General features: G+C 65.2%; 12 protein-coding genes. 4 read left to right on the forward strand and 8 right to left on the reverse strand.

All coding sequences use genetic code 11. The features are described 5' to 3' along the window. Positions 1 to 40: 40 nt before the first annotated feature. Positions 41 to 2,956, reverse strand: coding sequence for a leucine--tRNA ligase (leuS, locus tag QYM46_RS10340; protein ID WP_169252410.1), 2,916 nt, complete (start codon positions 2,954 to 2,956; stop codon positions 41 to 43). Between the two features lie 189 nt (positions 2,957 to 3,145). On the opposite strand from leuS, the gene QYM46_RS10345 reads away from it, so the two are divergent. Together QYM46_RS10345 and QYM46_RS10350 are read left to right on the forward strand one after the other, a co-directional pair. Further along, positions 3,146 to 4,954 carry an AMP-dependent synthetase/ligase gene (locus tag QYM46_RS10345; RefSeq protein ID WP_432788865.1) on the forward strand — a complete coding sequence of 603 codons (1,809 nt, stop codon included), beginning with the start codon at positions 3,146 to 3,148 and terminating at the stop codon, positions 4,952 to 4,954. A 238-nt stretch (positions 4,955 to 5,192) separates the two neighbouring features. Then, entirely contained in the window at positions 5,193 to 6,236 is a 1,044-nt protein-coding gene (locus QYM46_RS10350) for a glutathione S-transferase C-terminal domain-containing protein (RefSeq protein ID WP_432788866.1), read from the forward strand. Positions 6,237 to 6,251: 15 nt separating this feature from the next. Here QYM46_RS10350 and QYM46_RS10355 read toward each other — a convergent pair whose 3' ends face one another. After that, on the reverse strand, positions 6,252 to 7,046 hold the full coding sequence (locus QYM46_RS10355) for a DedA family protein (RefSeq protein ID WP_432788867.1): 795 nt from the start codon (positions 7,044 to 7,046) through the stop codon (positions 6,252 to 6,254). 126 nt (positions 7,047 to 7,172) lie between these two features. Here QYM46_RS10355 and QYM46_RS10360 point away from each other — a divergent pair, with 126 nt between their 5' ends. Beyond that, positions 7,173 to 8,210 carry a YhjD/YihY/BrkB family envelope integrity protein gene (locus tag QYM46_RS10360; protein WP_432788868.1) on the forward strand — a complete coding sequence of 346 codons (1,038 nt, stop codon included), beginning with the start codon at positions 7,173 to 7,175 and terminating at the stop codon, positions 8,208 to 8,210. A 55-nt stretch (positions 8,211 to 8,265) separates the two neighbouring features. Continuing rightward, positions 8,266 to 9,693 carry a glyceraldehyde-3-phosphate dehydrogenase gene (locus QYM46_RS10365; protein ID WP_169252414.1) on the forward strand — a complete coding sequence of 476 codons (1,428 nt, stop codon included), beginning with the start codon at positions 8,266 to 8,268 and terminating at the stop codon, positions 9,691 to 9,693. A gap of 287 nt (positions 9,694 to 9,980) precedes the next feature. Here the strand turns inward: QYM46_RS10365 and QYM46_RS10370 are convergent, their stop codons facing one another. The 6 genes from QYM46_RS10370 to QYM46_RS10395 form a co-directional block, all read right to left on the reverse strand. Then, positions 9,981 to 10,568 (reverse strand): hypothetical protein, encoded by a 588-nt coding sequence (locus QYM46_RS10370; protein WP_432788869.1) that lies wholly within the window; start codon positions 10,566 to 10,568, stop codon positions 9,981 to 9,983. Then, positions 10,565 to 11,530 carry a D-2-hydroxyacid dehydrogenase gene (locus tag QYM46_RS10375; RefSeq protein ID WP_432788870.1) on the reverse strand — a complete coding sequence of 322 codons (966 nt, stop codon included), beginning with the start codon at positions 11,528 to 11,530 and terminating at the stop codon, positions 10,565 to 10,567. The genes QYM46_RS10370 and QYM46_RS10375 overlap by 4 nt, the downstream gene beginning before the upstream one ends. Beyond that, positions 11,472 to 13,268 (reverse strand): DHA2 family efflux MFS transporter permease subunit, encoded by a 1,797-nt coding sequence (locus tag QYM46_RS10380; protein ID WP_432788871.1) that lies wholly within the window; start codon positions 13,266 to 13,268, stop codon positions 11,472 to 11,474. Before QYM46_RS10380 ends, QYM46_RS10375 begins: the two co-directional genes overlap by 59 nt. A gap of 11 nt (positions 13,269 to 13,279) precedes the next feature. Continuing rightward, positions 13,280 to 13,924, reverse strand: coding sequence for a TetR/AcrR family transcriptional regulator (locus QYM46_RS10385; protein ID WP_248278878.1), 645 nt, complete (start codon positions 13,922 to 13,924; stop codon positions 13,280 to 13,282). A gap of 78 nt (positions 13,925 to 14,002) precedes the next feature. Further along, complete coding sequence (dnaG, locus tag QYM46_RS10390; RefSeq protein WP_432788872.1) at positions 14,003 to 16,057, reverse strand: DNA primase; 2,055 nt, start codon at positions 16,055 to 16,057, stop codon at positions 14,003 to 14,005. 3 nt (positions 16,058 to 16,060) lie between these two features. Then, positions 16,061 to 17,368, reverse strand: coding sequence for a deoxyguanosinetriphosphate triphosphohydrolase (locus QYM46_RS10395; RefSeq protein ID WP_432788873.1), 1,308 nt, complete (start codon positions 17,366 to 17,368; stop codon positions 16,061 to 16,063). Between the last annotated feature and the right edge of the window lie 2 nt (positions 17,369 to 17,370).

Raw genomic sequence — 17,370 nt, forward strand, 5'->3', positions numbered from 1 at the left:
TCCCAGATGCTGTGTTACGGCGAAGTATCGGCCGGGGGGCTCAGGCGTCGGGGACGATGTTGACGAGCTTGGGGGCGCGCACGATCACCTTGCGCACTCCGGCACCGCCGAGGGCCTTGACGGCGTTCGGAGATTGCAGAGCCAGCGTCTCCAACTCGTCGGCGGAGATGTCGGGGGCGACTTCGAGCCGTGCACGCACCTTGCCCTTGACCTGGACGACACAGGTCACGGTCTCGGCGACGAGATGGTTCGGATCCGCCTCGGGGAAGGCCGCGTAGGTGACCGTCGACTCGTGACCGAGCCGCGACCACAGCTCTTCGGCCAGGTGCGGGGCGAAGGGCGCGAGCATGATCGTCAGCGGCTCGAGGACGTCCCGGGTCGCTCCACCCTGTTTGGTGGCGTGATTGGTGAGCACGATGAGTTTGGAGATCGCGGTGTTGAACCGCAGATGGTCCATGTCCTCGCGCACACCGTCGATGACCTGGTGGAGGACCTTGAGCGATTCGGCGTCGGCTGCGCCGTCTGCGACCACGGACTCGCCGGTGGCCTCGTCGACGAAGAGCCGCCACACACGCTGCAGGAACCGCTGCGCACCGACGACGGCGCGGGTGTCCCAGGGACGGTCCTGCTCCAGCGGGCCCATCGACATCTCATAGACGCGGAAAGTGTCGGCACCGAAGGCGTCGTACATCTCGTCGGGCATGACGGAGTTCTTCAGCGATTTGCCGATCTTTCCGTACTCCCGGTTGACCTGTTCGCCGCCGAACCAGAACGTCAGCTCACCGTTCGATTCGGTCCTCTCCTCCACCTCGGCGGCGGGAACGTAGACGCCACGGGAATCGGTGTAGGCGTAAGCCTGGATGTATCCCTGGTTGACCAGGCGGTGGAACGGTTCGGACGACGAGATGTGCCCGAGGTCGAAGAGGATCTTGTGCCAGAAGCGGGCATAGAGCAGGTGGAGCACAGCGTGCTCCTGCCCGCCGACGTAGAGGTCGGCCCCGCCGCGCGGCTTCGAGGCCCGCGGTCCCAGCCAGTACTTCTCGTTGGCGGGATCGACGAGGCGGTCGTCGTTGTGCGGGTCCGCGTAACGCAGCTGGTACCACGACGATCCGGCCCAGTTGGGCATCGTGTTCGTCTCCCGCTGGTAGGTCTTCGGACCGTCACCGAGGTCGAGTTCGATGCTCGTCCATTCCTGGTTCCGGCTCAAAGCCGGTTCGGGACGGCTGTCGGCATCGTCGGGCGCGTAGGTCCGCGGCGCGAAATCGTCGACCTCGGGCAGCTGGACGGGCAGCATCTCGTCGGGCAGGGCGATGGGGGTGCCGTTCTCGTCGTAGACGATGGGGAACGGTTCGCCCCAGTAGCGCTGGCGGGAGAACAGCCAGTCGCGCAGACGGTACTGAGTGGACTCGGTGGCCAGGCCCTTGTCCTTCAGCCATGCGGTGACCGAGGCCTTCGCCTGGTCGATCTCGAGGCCGTTGATGTCGATCTCGGCATTGGCCGAGTTGATCATCACGCCGGCGCCCGTGAACGGAGCGTCCTCATCGTGGTCGGCCGGCGGCTGCACGGTGCGGATATAGGGCAGCCCGAAGGTCTTCGCGAAGTCCCAGTCGCGGGCGTCTTCGGCGGGTACGGCCATGATCGCTCCGGTGCCGTAGCCCATGAGCACATAGTCGGCGATGAAGATCGGAACCTGCGCCCCGGTGGCCGGATTGAGCGCGTAGGAGCCGGTGAAGATGCCTGTCTTCTCACGGCTCTGCTGCCGGTCGGCGTCGGTCTTGGCCGCGGCGGCTCTCTGGTAGGCGGCGATCGCCTCGGCGGGAGTGGCCTCTCCCCCGCGCCAGGACTCAGGCGTGGACTCGTCCCAAGCGCCTGCGGTCAGGTCGGCGACCTGCGGATGTTCGGGGCTGAGCACGAGGTACGTGGCGCCGAAGAGGGTGTCCGGGCGGGTGGTGTAGACCTCGATGTCGCAGGACTCATCACCGGCGACGGGCAGGCGCAGCAGGGCGCCCTTCGACCGGCCGATCCAGTTGACCTGCATCGCGTGGATCGCATGCGGCCAGTCCAGCACGTCGAGGTCATCGATGAGGCGGTCGGCGTAGGCGGTGATCCGCATGTTCCACTGACGCAACCGGCGGGTGAAGACCGGGTAGTTTCCGCGTTCGGACAGACCTTCGGCGGTGACCTCTTCGTTGGCCAGCACTGTGCCGAGTCCCGGGCACCAGTTGACCGGGGATTCGGAGACGTAGGCGAGGCGGAAGCCCTGCAGGACGTTCTCGCGCTCCGCCGGGCTCAGATCCGACCAGGCGCGACCGTCGGGGGTGGGCCGTGCACCGGAGGCGAACTGCTCGATGAGCGTGTCGATCGGACGAGCAGCCCCCGTGGCCTCGCCGTCGGGAGTGGTCGCCTCGGGGTCGTACCAGGAGTTGAAGATCTGCAGGAAGATCCACTGCGTCCATTTGACGAAGTCGTCATCGGTCGTGGCGAAGCGGCGACGCACATCGTGGGCCAGCCCCAGGCGACGCAGCTGCTCGGTCATGTTCGCGATATTGGCGTCGGTGGTGATGCGCGGGTGCTGACCGGTCTGCACCGCGTAGAGATCGGCGGGCAGCCCGAAAGCGTCATAGGACAGGGCGTGCATGACGTTGTGTCCGCGCATCCGCTGGTAGCGGCCGTAGACGTCGGTGCCCAGGTAGCCCAGCGGGTGGCCGACGTGCAGTCCCGCACCGGAGGGGTACGGGAACATGTCCATGATGTAGAGGGACTCGCGTCGGCTGAGGTCGGCAGGCGGACCGTAGGGCGACGAAGCGTCCTGGGAGTCGAGCTCGCCGAGGTCTCCGGTGGGGTTCGGGGTGTGGAACGTGCCCGATTCCTCCCACGTGCGCTGCCAAGACTTCTCGATCTTTTCGGCCAGCGCCGCGTCATAGCGGAAACCGGTCTCCTCAGGGTTCGTCGTCATTACCTTCCTTCGCTGAACAGACGTGAGCGGGTTCTGACCATCGTACTCTGAACGCCCCCTGATTCGACTTGGTTAGACTGCTCACAGGTCAGCGGACGCCGGTTATCTCGGCAAACGTGATCGATTTCACTGAGACCCGGCCGAACTGTAGGATAACCGAGCAGTAACTTACGTCCTCGAAGGAGACTCATGAGCTCAACGACCATGCCGCAGTCGTCAACACCCGTCGTCGGTTTCGAGGTCGATACCGCCTCGTCGACCACCGATATCTTCCTCAGCACAGTCGCTGAGAACCCCTCTCGCCCTCTGGTCGCCAAACCCGACGGGGACGGTTGGGACGAACTGACCGCGGCCGAATTCCTCGCAGAGGTCAAGGCGGCCGCGAAGGGACTCATCGCCTTGGGTGTGGGAGTCGGTGACCGGATCGCGATCTTCGGCCCCACCTCCTATGAGTGGACGCTCAGCGACTACGCCATCTGGTATGCCGGCGGGATCTCCGTGCCGTTCTACGACACCTCTTCGGAGGCACAGCTGAGCTGGATGCTCACCGATGCCGACGTCACCCGTGGGCTCGTCTCCTCGCGCGACCATGCCGATCGGGTGCGTGCCGCGGCCAAGGCCGCCGGACGCGACGAGCCGGCGCTGCGGGTCTGGGACGACGGCGCTTTCGCCGATCTCACCGAGGCGGGCGAGGGCATCAGCGACGATGAGCTCGAAGCCGCCCGCTCGCAGGTCGACGCCGATTCCGTTGCCACGATCATCTACACCTCCGGGACCACCGGCAAGCCAAAGGGCTGCGTGCTCACCCATGCGAACTTCGTGCAGACCTCCCAGGCCGCGCGCCACCAGATCCCCAGCGTCCTGGACACGAACATGCGCTGCCTGCTGTTCCTGCCGCAGGCCCATGTCTTCGCCCGGTTCATCGAGGTTCTGGCCATCAGCAACGGCGCTCTGCTCGCCCACCAATCGGATCTGACGAAGCTCACCGACGCCATGGGCAGCTTCCGCCCGTCGTTCATCCTCGGTGTGCCCCGCGTCTTCGAGAAGGTCTTCAATTCCGCACTGGCAACTGCTCAGGCAGGCGGCAAGGAGAAGATCTTCCGCCGCGCCGAGCAGGTTGCCGTCGCGTATTCGAAGGCGCTCGACACCGGCAAGGTGCCGACCGGCCTCAAGCTCCAGCACGCTCTGTTCGACAAGCTCGTCTATTCGAAGCTGCGTGCGGTCATGGGCGACAACGTCACTCACGCGGTCTCCGGCGGCGGCGCACTCGGCTCTCACCTCGGCCATTTCTTCCGCGGACTGGGCATCATCGTCCTCGAGGGCTACGGGCTCACCGAGACCACGGCGCCGATCACCGTCAACATTCCGGAGAAGTCGAAGATCGGAACCGTCGGTGTGCCGCTGCCGGGAGTCTCGGTGGCGATCGCTCCCGACGGTGAGATCCTGGCCAAGGGCGTGCCGGTCTTCCGCGAATACTGGAACAACCCCGAGGCCACGGCCAAGGAGTTCCACGACGGCTGGTTCGGCACCGGTGACCTCGGATCCCTCGACGACGACGGGTATCTGACGATCAACGGCCGCAAGAAGGAGATCATCGTGACCTCCAGCGGCAAGAACATCGCCCCGGCTCCCCTCGAGGACGTGCTGCGGCGCCACCCGATCATCGGCCAGCCGGTGCTCGTCGGGGAGAACCGCAAGTTCGTCTCGGCGCTGATCTTCCTCGATTCGGAGATGCTGCCGGGTTGGCTGAAGAACCACGATCTGCCGCAGATGGATCTGCCCGAGGCCGCCGAGGACGATGCGATCCAGGCCGAAGTGGCCAAGGCCGTCGAACAGATGAACAAGACAGTCTCGCGTGCCGAGGGGGTCAAGAAGTTCACGATCCTGCCGATCGAACTCAGCGAGGACAACGGCTACCTCTCGGCCAAGCAGTCGGTCAAGCGTCACCTCATCAACAAGGACTTCGCCGCCGAGATCGACGCGCTCTACGCCGGCTGAGGCACAGTCGCTGCCGGCTGAGGCACAGTCGCCGAACTCAGCCTGCGGGGTACGGCCCGGGCACGGACTCGAACGGTCCGTCCCGGGCCGTCGTCGTCCCGCCTCGGTGGCGGATGGGCCCCTCCCCATTCCGGGAGGACGGGCGACGGTGACGGCGGGCCGCCTCGGCGAGGGCTTGCCACCGCGTCGTAAGCTGAGGACAGAAGTCGCACTCATCGATCTCATTGGAGGCAGCGTCATGTCCGAGTCCACCGATCACACTCCCAGCTACGTGACCGAAGGCGCGGCGTTCAACCGCGATACGAACTACATCGACGATCGCATCCTCAACGATCCGAACGCTCAATGGCCCGTCGAACCGGGCCGATATCGCCTCGTCGCCGCCCGCGCCTGCCCGTGGGCGAACCGGACGATCATCGTCCGTCGCCTCCTCGGGCTCGAGGACGTCATCTCCCTCGGCCTGCCCGGCCCCACCCACGATGCCAGGTCGTGGACGTTCGACCTCGACCCGGGCGGGGTGGATCCGGTGCTCGGCATCGAACGGCTGCAGCAGGCATTCTTCGCCCGCTTTCCGGACTATCCGCGCGGAATCACCGTGCCTGCCGTTGTCGACGTGCCCACCGGCGTCGTCGTGACCAACGACTTCCCGCAGATCACGGAGGACTTCTCCACTCAGTGGACCGACTACCACCGTGCGGGTGCCCCGAATCTCTGGCCCGAAGAATCCCGGGAGGAGATGGAGAAGGTGATGCGTCATATCTATACGGAGATCAACAACGGCGTCTACCGCTGCGGATTCGCCGGTTCCCAGGACGCCTACGATGCCGCTTTCGATCGCCTATTCAACGCGCTCGATATCGTCGAGGATCGGCTCGGCCGGTCACGGTTCCTCATGGGAGAGACCATCACCGAGGCGGATGTGCGACTGTTCACCACGCTCGTGCGCTTCGATCCCGTCTACTTCGGTCACTTCAAGTGCAACCGTCAGCCGCTCACTGCCTTCGAGAACCTCTGGGGCTACGCCCGCGACCTGTACCAGACGCCGGGCTTCGGGGACACGGTCGACTTCGAGCAGATCAAACAGCACTACTACATCGTCCACCAGGATGTGAATCCGACGCAGATCGTGCCCAAGGGCCCTGACCTCTCGGGGTGGCTCAGCGATCACGGTCGCGACCGGAAGTTCGGCGGGTCGCCTTTCGGCGACGGGACGGCTCCCGGACCCGTCAAGCCCGGCGAAGAGGTCACCCCCGCACATACCGCGGCGGCTTGGGTAAGCTGAGCCGAGGACTCGACCTCAGGACTGTCCGGGCTCGATATGATCGTCTTCGGTCGTGTCGAGCCCGGCGGCCGTCTTCCGCCGCTGTCTGCGGATCTTGAACACGATCCACACGATGACGAAGACGACGACGGCGACGATGACGAGGTTCTGGAAGTAGCCGGCGTAGGTCTCTACGACCGACCAGTTCTCACCGAGGGTGAAGCCTGCGACGATGAGAATCGTGTTCCAGATCGCGCTGCCGGCCGTGGTCAGCAGCAGGAACGTGCCCAGCCGCATGTCCCGCATGCCTGCGGGGATGGAGATGAGCGACCGGAAGATCGGGATCATCCGCCCGAAGAACACGGCCTTGTCCCCGTGCCTGTCGAACCAATCGACGGTCTTGTGCACGTCATCGACGTCGACCAACGGCATCGTCACCGCGATTCGGGCGATGCGTTCGATGCCGATCCACTTGCCCAGAGCCCACAGCAGAACTGCGCCGAGAACCGAGCCGATCGTGGCGAAGACGATCGCGGCCACGATGTTCATCTGCCCTTGGCTGGAGGTGAATCCGGCCAGCGGAAGGACGAGCTCGCTGGGGATCGGCGGGAAGATGTTGTCGAGGAAGACCATGAAGCCGACACCGGCCGGTCCCAGGGTCTCCATGATCGTCACCGTCCAGGCCGAGAACCCGCTGAGGTCGTCCGCGGCGCTGCCGCCGGTTGAGACCACCTCCGCAGAAGCCGCGCCGGAAGGCAGACTGCCTGAGAGTCCGCCTGTGACCGCGGTCGCGAAAGCGGCGGCGAGGGAGTGCGAATCAGGGATCGGCATGGTCAAAAGTCTAGATACGGGCGCGGCCCGCCCCTCACAGTGCGCTCACAGCGGCTAGTGTGGAAACGAACACCTCAGACCGGAATACGAACGCACCTTGCGGATACGCATCGAAGGAGCACACACGTGGCACCTGCCAAAGTACTGGCCTCGCGCAACACCGTCGCTGAGGTCGGCCACAATGCCGTCAACCGACCCGGACCTGCCCACCTCATGCGCGCGGTCCAGCGTTTCGGACAGCGTCTGGGCAATCAGTTCGGTGCCGCGATCACCTACTTCCTCGTTCTCGCGGTCATGCCCATCGCCATGGTCAGCCTCGCGAGCATCGGCTTCGTCCTCGACGTCGCCCGCCCCGAGCTCCTGCCCGAGGTCACGCAGCAGATCGAGACGTTCACCGCAGGCAACGAATCCCTGACCGAACAGCTCGAGAGCTATCTGCTGCAGTGGCAGGCAGTCGGAATCATCGGTATTCTCACCGGTCTCTACACGGGGCAGGGATTCATCGGCAACCTCGGTGCCGCAGTGCGAGCCCAGCTGCACGACGACTTCGACGATGCCGTGCCGGAGAAGTCCTTCGTCAGCAAGGTCATCAATAACGTGATCACTCTCATCGGCCTCATCATCGGACTCCTCCTGGCTGTGGCACTCACCGTCGTCGGCACCGGTCTGCGGTCGATGATCGTCGATCTGCTCGGACTCTCCGGCATCGCCGCGAGCCTGCTGTTCATCGTTCCGGTCATCCTCACCTTCGGCGCCGCCTGGATGATCTTCTGGTTCCTATTCACGATGCTGCCGGAGAGGCCGGTCGACAAACAGGCGAAGAACCGCGGCTCGCTCATCGGCGCGACCGCGTTCCTCATCCTCATCAACTTCTCCACGGTGCTCGTCAATCTCTTCTCCGGAAACAAGGCCGCCGGTGTGTTCGGATCGATCATCGCGATCATGCTCACCCTCAACGTCTTCGCCCGCATCGTCCTGTTCATCGCCGCGTGGATCGGCACGGCGAAACCACCTCGGCCGCGCGAAGAGGAGCAGGAATACCGGTTCGTCGAACCGAAGGTGCAGGCGCAGAGCCTCGGCGCGCTCATCACCGGTGCCGGAATCGTGGCACTGACCCTGCTGGGCTTCAAACGGTTCGAGGAACGCCGGTCCGATCGCGAATAGGCGAGACGGTAGACTGTGGGCGCATCCGTTATAACTGACCGAGGGGACACGACCTTTGACTGACGCTACGACTGCTCGCCTGGACGACTGGGCGAAGAAGCAGACCGCCGCCGAAGAACTCATTCCGCTAGTCGGACGCCTGTACCGTGAGAACGACGTGCTGCTGACCCTGTTCGGGCGGTCGCTGCTGAATAAGTCGGTGACCGGCATGATCAAGGCCCACCGCTATGCTCGCCACTTCCTCGGCGAAGAGCTCGACATCCAGATCACCCACCGCATCGTCAAGGCGCTGTCCGGGCTCAACCTGGCACCGGCCCGCATCGATCTGGGCCGCCTCATCGAGAAGCTCGATGATCCGACCGCCGATGTCGACGCCTTCCTCGCCTCCGAGCTCGCCGATGTCGTCGAATCACAGTCCGGCAAGGGCGAGGTCCGCGATATCGTCCTCTACGGCTTCGGTCGCATCGGCCGTCTTCTCGCCCGCATCCTCATCGATCGTGCCGGCGGCACCGGTATGCGTCTGCGCGCCATCGTCGTGCGCCGCAATGGGGAGAACGACATCGTCAAGCGCGCCTCCCTGCTGCGCCGCGACTCGGTCCACGGAGCCTTCGACGGCAGCATCGTCATCGACGAAGAGAACAGCACCATCCAGGCCAACGGCACCCTCATCCAGGTCATCTACTCCAATGACCCCTCCGAGGTCGACTACACCGCCTACGGAATCAACGATGCCATCATCGTCGACAACACCGGAAAGTGGCGCGACGACGAGGGCCTGTCCAAGCACCTCGCCTGCCCCGGTGCGTCGAAGGTCCTGCTCACGGCTCCCGGCAAGGGCGATGTCAAGAACATCGTCTTCGGAGTCAACGACGATGCGATCCTCGACTCGGACACCATCGTCTCGGCGGCTTCGTGCACGACGAACGCGATCACTCCGGTGCTCAAGGCCATCAACGACAAGTTCGGTGTCCGCAACGGCCACGTCGAGACGGTCCATTCGTTCACCAACGATCAGAACCTCATCGACAACTTCCACAAGGGCTCCCGCCGCGGCCGTGCGGCCGGGCTGAACATGGTGCTGACCGAGACCGGCGCCGCCAAGGCCGTGGCCAAGGCTCTGCCGGAACTGGCGGGGAAGCTCTCGGGCAACGCGATCCGCGTACCCACCCCGAATGTGTCCATGGCGATCCTCAACCTCAACTTGGACACCGCCACCACGGTCGACGAGCTCAACACGTTCCTGCGTGAGGTGTCGATGCATTCGCCGCTGCGCAACCAGGTCGACTACGTCACTTCTCCCGAGCTCGTGTCCACCGACCTCGTCGGCTCCAAGCGCGCCGGTGTCGTCGATGGTCTGGCCACGATCGTCGATGAGGACCGCGTCGTCGTCTACGTCTGGTACGACAACGAATTCGGCTACTCCTGCCAGGTCGTGCGCTGCGTGGCCAAGATGGCCGACGTCGACGTCCCGGCCTTTCCCTGATATCGATATCGCCGAGGCGGCCCACCGCAACGCTCGGATGAGCGTTCGATGACCGGCTGAGACAGGCGCCCGGAGTCTCACGACTCCGGGCGCCTTCGTCTATCACGTCCGTCGCCGTCCCCGCCGGGCCTTGCGCCAGTGGTTCAGCACATCCTCGGCGCCATCCCGCACCCTGGGCCGCATGCCCTCCGCTTCGTGCCGCAACCCCGTGGGAACGACAGAACCTCCCGCAGGAACGGGAGGTTCTGCCGGTTTCGGGATGTTTAATCAGCAGCGGGAGGAATCAGTCACTCCGCGGCATCGGACTCCATGGCTTCATGCAGCCAGATCGGCGTGAAACTGGCGAATCGGTCAGCCAGTTCGTCGTCGCTGTCGAGGATGACGGCGAGTCGATCATCGGCGTTGGCCAGCTCATTCGCCCAGATGGGCCCCAGACAGGCCAGCAGCAGGCAGGCGATGACGACGGCGCCGGCCAGGATCGGAGCCTCGGCCCACAGCAGGATGCCGAACAGGATCCCGACGACAGCGAAGCCGAGGGCCACGGCGAATCCGGCGTTGCGCGTCCGCGGTGCCTTGGCCCGAGCCGGACGGGTGGCCGCGATCGAATCGAGCACGTCCCGGTTGATCCGCGTCCAGGCGATGATCGCGCCCAGCGCACAGACGATGCCGATCATGATGAGGCTGAATGCCGAGAACAGCAGCACCGCATCGATGTGATCGCCTTGAGCCTGGCCGGCGGCCCCGAGACCGGCGACGAGCATCGCCAGGGCGAGCACCAGCATGCTCAGCAGACGGGCACGGCGCACAGCGATGAGTTCGGCGATCACCCTGGCCAGGAACGCCCGCTGCGCCGTGGGGTCGTCGGCCAGGCTCACCGCACGTACCCGAGCTTCTTGTCCACGGTGTGCGGGAACCGCTCTCCGGCCAGATACTGTTCGAACAGGCGATGGAACTGCTCGGCCAGCCGCATTCTCCAGCCGTCGGTATCACCGCTCATATGCGGGGTGATGATGACATCGTCCATCGCCCACAGGGGATGGTCGGCGGGCAGCGGCTCTTCGTCGAAGACGTCGAGACCGGCTCCGGCGATCTGCCCGTCGCGCAGCGCAGTGACGAGCGCGTCGGTGTCGACGGTGTCTCCGCGTCCGACATTGATGAACACGGCGGTGTCATCCATGGCGGCGAATGCCTCGGCGCCGATGAGCCTCTCGGTCTTCTCCGTCAGCGGTGCGATGTCGATGACCCAGTCGAATCCGGCCACATGCTTAGGCAGGGCGGCGGAGTCGATGACCTCACCGAAGTCGGCGTCGCCGCTGCGGGCGCGCGACCCGGCTCCGGTGACCTCGATGTCGACGGCCTTCAGCAGGCGGGCGATGCCCCGGCCGATCGCACCGGTGCCGACGATGAGCGCCTTGGTGCCGGCGATATCGCGGGTCGACCGGCGGTTCCACTTCCCCTCCGCTTGGTCGTGGAGCGAGCCGATCGAGCTCTTCGCGTGCATGAGGATGTAGCTGAGGACGAATTCGGCGATCGGTCGATCGAAGATCCCCCGGGCGTTCGTCACCGTCACCGGCGAGTCGACGAGCTCATCGAAGAGGAGCGAATCGACGCCCGCCGCGGCGGCATGGACCCAGTCGAGCCGGTCGGCATGTGCATAGGCATCCTTGAGTGCGGTGGAGAAGAAATCCCACATCAGCAGCACATCGGTGCCGGGCAGCGCCTGGGACAGGGTCGACGCCTCGGCGATGCGAAGTTCGATCCCGTCCCGCTCCCCCAGATCAGTGATCAGTTCGGGGATCTCGGTCCCGGGTGAGTTGAGTATGGTCAGTACCGTCATTCCTCGGCTCCTTGGACAGAGGGCTTTCTGCCACACTAACCGATGAAGCCTCGACCGGGGTGGAAACCGACGCGGACACGGCCCCCGCATTCTCTGCTGCGACGTCGAGGTTCTCCCGCTTCGCCGGTTCGTTCTTCAGCGTCTGCGCCAGCGGAGTGTTGGGCAGGAAGCAGAGGAAGACGAATCCGAGGACGGCCAGCGGAGCCACCCACAGGAACAGGGGCACGAGGGCATCGTTGTAGGAGGTGATGATGAGCGAATGCATCGGCTCCGGCAGCTTCGACACGATCTCCGGGGTCAGCCCGGTCGAGGAGACCTGGGGCATGTGACCCTGCGGGGAGGCCTTGGCGATCTCCGTGATTCCGGACTTGATGTTGTCCATCAGCCGCTGGGTGAACACGGATCCGATGAAGGCCATGCCGAGGGTGGCGCCGACCTGGCGGAAGTAGTTGTTCGAGGCGGTCGCGGTGCCGACCATGGACACCGGGAAGGCGTTCTGGACGACGAGGACGAGAGTCTGCATGCTCAAGCCCAGTCCGAGTCCGAGCAGCGCCAGGCAGCCGATGGTCTCCCAGGCCGAGCTCTCGGCCTTGAGCTGGGAGAGCAGGACGAGGGAGGCGGCCATGATGAGGATGCCGGTCAGCGGGTACTTCTTGTACTTGCCGGTGCGGGAGACGATGAATCCGACGAGCGTCGAGGACACGAGCATGGTGCCCATCATCGGCACCATCATCAGTCCCGCGACGGTGGCATCGATGCCGTGGACCATCTGCAGGTAGGTGGGCATGTAGGAGAGCACACCGAACATGCCGATGCCGACGAAGAGACCGGCGATCGTGCACAGCAGGAAGTCGCGGTTGGTGAACAGGTGCATCGGGATGACCGGCTCGCTGACCTTGAGTTCGACGAAGACGAAGGCGACTGCGGCGATGATTCCGGTGACGATGAGCCCGTTGATCTGCCATGATCCCCATTCGTAGTCATGTCCGCCCCAAGCGGAGGTGAGCACGATGCAGGAGGTCACGATGGAGACGAGCGCCATGCCGATGACATCGATCTTCGGACGCTGGCCCGCGCCCTTGTCATGCTTGGGCACCTTGAGGAACACGGCGGCGGCGATGAGGGCGATGATGCCCAGCGGGAAGTTGATGGCGAACGCCCAGCGCCAGCCGGGTCCTTCGGTCAGCCAGCCGCCGATGAGCGGTCCGGCCACGGACGACACGGCGAAGGCCGAGCCCATGATGCCCATGTACTTGCCGCGTTCGCGGGCGGGGACGACGGAGGCGATGATCGACTGTGAGAGGATCATCATTCCGCCGCCGCCGATGCCCTGGAGCACGCGGCCGAGGATCAGCGTCGACATCTCGTTCGCGATGAGGGCGAAGACCGATCCCAGCAGGAAGCAGCAGATGGCGAACATGAACAGCGGTTTGCGTCCGAACAGGTCACCGACCTTGCCGTAGACGGGCATCATGATCGTCGAGGCGAGCATGAACGCGGTGGAGACCCACAGCATCTGGTCGACGCCGTCGAGTTCGCCGACGATGGTCGGCAACGCGGTCGCCAGCACCGTCTGGTTGAGGGAGAACATGAACATCGCGATCATCAGGCCCACGAAGAGCAGAATGATCGCCGAGGTGGCCATCGGCTCGGTCTGTGCGTCGGGTCCCGTGGGTGCGGAGTTCTTCGAGGTGGTTGCCGTCATCGTCTTCTCATCGGTTTCGTGGTTGCTTCTCATCACAGCTTTCGTCATTGCAGTCGGTCCAATACCTTGCGGAACAGGCTAAGGGAGTCTTCGAAGATCGCTTGGGTTCCGCCTTTGCCCTCGACCGCTTCGGGATCGGCTTTGATCGTCTGTCCCGCATGGTTGAGCGGGACGCGGCAGAGCTGGGTGAGCATCCGCGCGCTGCGCCAGGCGGACTCCTCGGAGGAGAACTCCTGGCCGAGGTGGCGCAGTCGCTCAAGCACGTGACCGGTGACGATCTCTTCGAGCTCTTCTGCCCGGTCGAAGCTCTTGCTCACGAGTTCCGGGTAGAGAGCGAAGAGGCGGCGGCGCCGAGCCGGAAGTTTGGGATCGACGGAGCCGACGAGCAGCGCTTCGCGGACGAAGCGCGCCGTGTCCTCGGCCAGCGTGTCGAGCCCGGCGGGGCTGTGGACGTAGTCGAAGGCAAGGCCCTCATCGACGCTGACCTCGGATCCGAGGCCGACGATCGCGTCCTCTTTCGTCTCGAAGTAGTTGAAGAAGGTGCGTGTGGACACACCGGCGTCGGCGGCGATCGTCGCCACGGTGGCGCAGGCCAGGCCGTCTTCGAGGACGCGGGTGATCGCCGCCTCGTGGAGGGCGCTGCGGGTCAGCCGCGCCTTTTTCGAGCGCAGGGATTCTTCAACGGGCATAGGTACAGTTTGCACCATATGCAAACTTTCACCAACTGCAAATCTGCAATTGTGCACTATTTCACTGTGTGCAGTGTTCTACATCAGCGTCTTCAGCCGTGCCCGGTGCTGTTCGAGGGTCTGCAGCTGGCCGAGCAGTGCGGCCTGGCCTGCTCCGTCGGCGGTGTCCTGACGCTGCAGGCGGGAGTGGAGTTCCTTGGCGATGCGTTCGAGGTCGTAGTCGAAGAGGCGGGCGACGATGCCGCGGGCGAACCGGTCGATCCCGTCCCCTTCGATCACCGGCAACGGGGTCACGAGCAGCTGAGCCACATAGGGTTTGAGGTCCTCGGCAGCGGCGTCGAGGACGCGCTCGGCCCATTTCGACTGGGCGGGGCCAGCGGCACCCAGTCCCCCGGCTTGTCTGATCGCGTCCTGGATCCGCCGATACCCGGGGTGTTCGAAGGCCTTCGCGGACAGCGAGTCGAAGAGCTTGGCATTGACCACCTCCGGATGTTGGAGGGCGACCATGAGGGCGCCCTTCTCCGTCTTCAGCCGTGCAGGGCTGATCGGAGCCGAGAGGTTCGAGACGTCGGGGCGCTCCTCGTAGACGTATTCCAGGCTGCGTTCGTCGGAGACCTCCGGCGCCGAGGCGGGACCGGGATCGCGTGCGTCCTCGACCGGGGCGTGCCCCGGTCCGGTCCCGGCACCGGACCCTGATCCAGAACCGGGTACGGCTGACGTCGAGGGTGCGGGTGCGCTCGGTGCCGGCGGTGGGCCGTCGCGGTAGGACGACTGGCGGGCGGGCGCCTCGGCGGGCCGTCTGTTCTGCTTCGGTTGGCGGGCTGCGGTGCGGACCGCGGCCTCCACCTCATCGATGTCGACGCCGATGCGGCCGGCGACGAACCGGTAGTAATGCGAAAGGCTGTTACGGTCGCGGATGTCGGTGAGCACCTCGGCGGCGGCGCGGACCGCGGAGATCCGACCCTCGACGGTGTCGAGGTCGAAGCGGGAGATCGCGGTGGTGATGACGAACTCGAAGAGCGGCTTGCACCCGTCGATGAGTTCGCGCAGGGCCGCGTCACCTTTCCGCATGCGCAGGTCACAGGGATCGAGGCCGTCGGGTTCGACGGCGACGAAGGTCTGGGCGCTGAACAGGCTCTCGAATTCGAAGGCCTTGAGCGCAGCCTTCTGACCGGCGGCGTCTCCGTCGAAGGTGAAGATCACCTGTCCGGTCGGGTCGTCGCCGAGGAGGCGTCGGATGATCTTCACGTGTTCGGCGCCGAAGGCCGTGCCGCAGGTGGCCACGGCCTGGTCGACTCCGGCGAGGTGGGCGGCCATGACGTCGGTGTAGCCCTCGACGACGACGACGCGCTTGGTCTTCGCGATCGACTTCTTCGCCAGATCGAGCCCGTAGAGGACCTGGTTCTTGTGGTAGAGCGCGGTCTCCGGAGTATTGAGGTACTTCGGTCCCTTGTCGTCGTCATAGAGTCGGCGGGCGCCGAAGCCGATGGTCCGGGCCGTCATGTCCTTGATCGGCCAGATCACCCGACCGCGGAACCGGTCGTAGATTCCGCGTCCGCCTTCGCTGGCCAGGCCGCCGGCGAGGATCTCCTCATCGGTGAAGCCGGCCCGGCGCAGATGGGTCGTCAGGGCATCCCAGGATTTCGGGGCGAACCCGATGCCGAACTCTCGGCTCGACTCCGCGGGGAAGCCGCGGCCGGACAGGAATTCGCGACCGATCTGCCCGGCTTCGGATTCCAGAGCCTGGGCGAAGAAGCGCCCGGCGACTTCGTGCATCTCCAGCAGCCGCTGCCTGCGGCTGGCCTGTTCCCGGTCGGGTCCCTTCCCGTCCTCGTAGCGCAGATGCATTCCGGCCTTGCCGGCCAGGGTCTCGACGGCTTCGACGAAGCTGAGCTGTTCGACCTTCTGCAGGAAGGTGAATACGTCTCCGGACTCACCGCAGCCGAAGCAGTGGTACATCCCGACCTGAGGGCGCACCGTGAACGAGGGAGTCTTCTCGTCGTGGAACGGGCACAGGCCCTTGAGCGATCCGATGCCTGCGGTCTTGAGGGTGACGAATTCCCCGATCACCTCGTCGATGCGGGTGCGGCTGCGCAGTTCGTCGATGTCCTCGCGCTTGATGAGTCCGGCCATGGTCTAGAGCCGATCCTCCGCTCCGGCGTTGAGGTGGTGGTACAGAGCCCAGGCGGAATGGTCGGTCAGGGAGGCGATCTGGTCGACGATGACGCGCCGGCGTGCGGAGTCGTCGGCGGCCTCGGCGTGGTCGGCGCGGAACATCGGATCGAGTGTGTCCGGTGACTGCGAATACCATTCGGCGAGTTCGTTGATGACCGCTGCCTGGATGTCATGGAGTCGCAGTCGATCCTCGGCGACCATCACCGTCAGCGTGGCCATGCCCTTGAGCACGGCGATCTCGACGGTGGTCGTCTCGGGCACGACGAGTGAGGCGGAGTATCGGGCGAGTGGTTCCCACCCGAATTCCTCACGGGTCGCGGATTCCGCGGCACCGACGAACCGGCCGATGAGCTGACTGGTCATGTGCTTGAGACCGGCCTGAGCCCGACGGGATCCGTCGAAGGCCTCCTTGGGCCAGTAGGCGGCGGCCTGCAGTCGGCCGAGCGCCTTGTCCATCTCCGCATCGGTGGTCTCCGGCAGATACCACTGACGGGTGATGTCGAAGAGTTCGGTCCGACGGTCATCGGCGGCGAAGTCGGCGAGGTCGAGGTGGCCCGCGACGATGGCATCCTCGACGTCGTGGACGGAGTACGAGATGTCGTCGGCTAAGTCCATGACCTGGGCTTCGATGCATCTCTGGCCGTTGTCGATGCCGTCGCGGTAGAAGTCGAAGACAGCTCGGTCGTCATCGTAGACACCGAATTTGCGCACCCCGGAGTCGCGGCGACCGGCCGTGGCTTCGGCTCGCGGCCACGGGTACTTCGTCAGTGCGTCGAGGCTGGCGCGGGACAGGTTGAGACCGGCCGGACGGCCGTCGTCGGCGATGACCTTCGGTTCGATGCGGGTGACCAGGCGCAGGGTCTGGGCGTTGCCCTCGAAGCCGCCGATGTCGGCGCACAGGGCATCGAGAATCGTCTCTCCGTGGTGGCCGAAGGGCGGGTGTCCGAGGTCGTGGGACAGGCAGGCGGTGTCGACGATATCGGGATCGCAGCCGAGGTAGCGGGCGAGTTCGCGTCCGACCTGGGCCACCTCGAGGGAGTGGGTGAGGCGGGTGCGGACGAAATCGTCCGTGCCCGGGGACACGACCTGGGTCTTCGCACCGAGACGGCGCAGGCCCGAGGAATGGAGGACGCGGGCACGGTCACGCTGGAAGGCCGAACGTCGTGGATTCTTCGCCGGTTCGCTCACCCACCGTTCCTCGTCCCAGGGCGAGTAGACCGCCACGGTACCCGTCCGCACCGAGGTGTGCGGGTGAGTGTCGAAGGGCATTC

The organism is Brevibacterium sp. K11IcPPYGO002, assembly GCF_050920635.1.
GTDB lineage: Bacteria > Actinomycetota > Actinomycetes > Actinomycetales > Brevibacteriaceae > Brevibacterium.

Bases quoted from the DNA above. Each gene is read 5' to 3' on its own strand.
- leuS (WP_169252410.1), bottom strand. From the start codon at position 2,956: ATGACGACGAACCCTGAGGAGACCGGTTTCCGCTATGACGCGGCGCTG.
- QYM46_RS10345 (WP_432788865.1), top strand. From the start codon at position 3,146: ATGAGCTCAACGACCATGCCGCAGTCGTCAACACCCGTCGTCGGTTTC.
- QYM46_RS10350 (WP_432788866.1), top strand. From the start codon at position 5,193: ATGTCCGAGTCCACCGATCACACTCCCAGCTACGTGACCGAAGGCGCG.
- QYM46_RS10355 (WP_432788867.1), bottom strand. From the start codon at position 7,046: ATGCCGATCCCTGATTCGCACTCCCTCGCCGCCGCTTTCGCGACCGCG.
- QYM46_RS10375 (WP_432788870.1), bottom strand. From the start codon at position 11,530: ATGACGGTACTGACCATACTCAACTCACCCGGGACCGAGATCCCCGAA.
- QYM46_RS10380 (WP_432788871.1), bottom strand. From the start codon at position 13,268: ATGAGAAGCAACCACGAAACCGATGAGAAGACGATGACGGCAACCACC.
- QYM46_RS10385 (WP_248278878.1), bottom strand. From the start codon at position 13,924: ATGCCCGTTGAAGAATCCCTGCGCTCGAAAAAGGCGCGGCTGACCCGC.
- dnaG (WP_432788872.1), bottom strand. From the start codon at position 16,057: ATGGCCGGACTCATCAAGCGCGAGGACATCGACGAACTGCGCAGCCGC.
- QYM46_RS10395 (WP_432788873.1), bottom strand. From the start codon at position 17,368: ATGCCCTTCGACACTCACCCGCACACCTCGGTGCGGACGGGTACCGTG.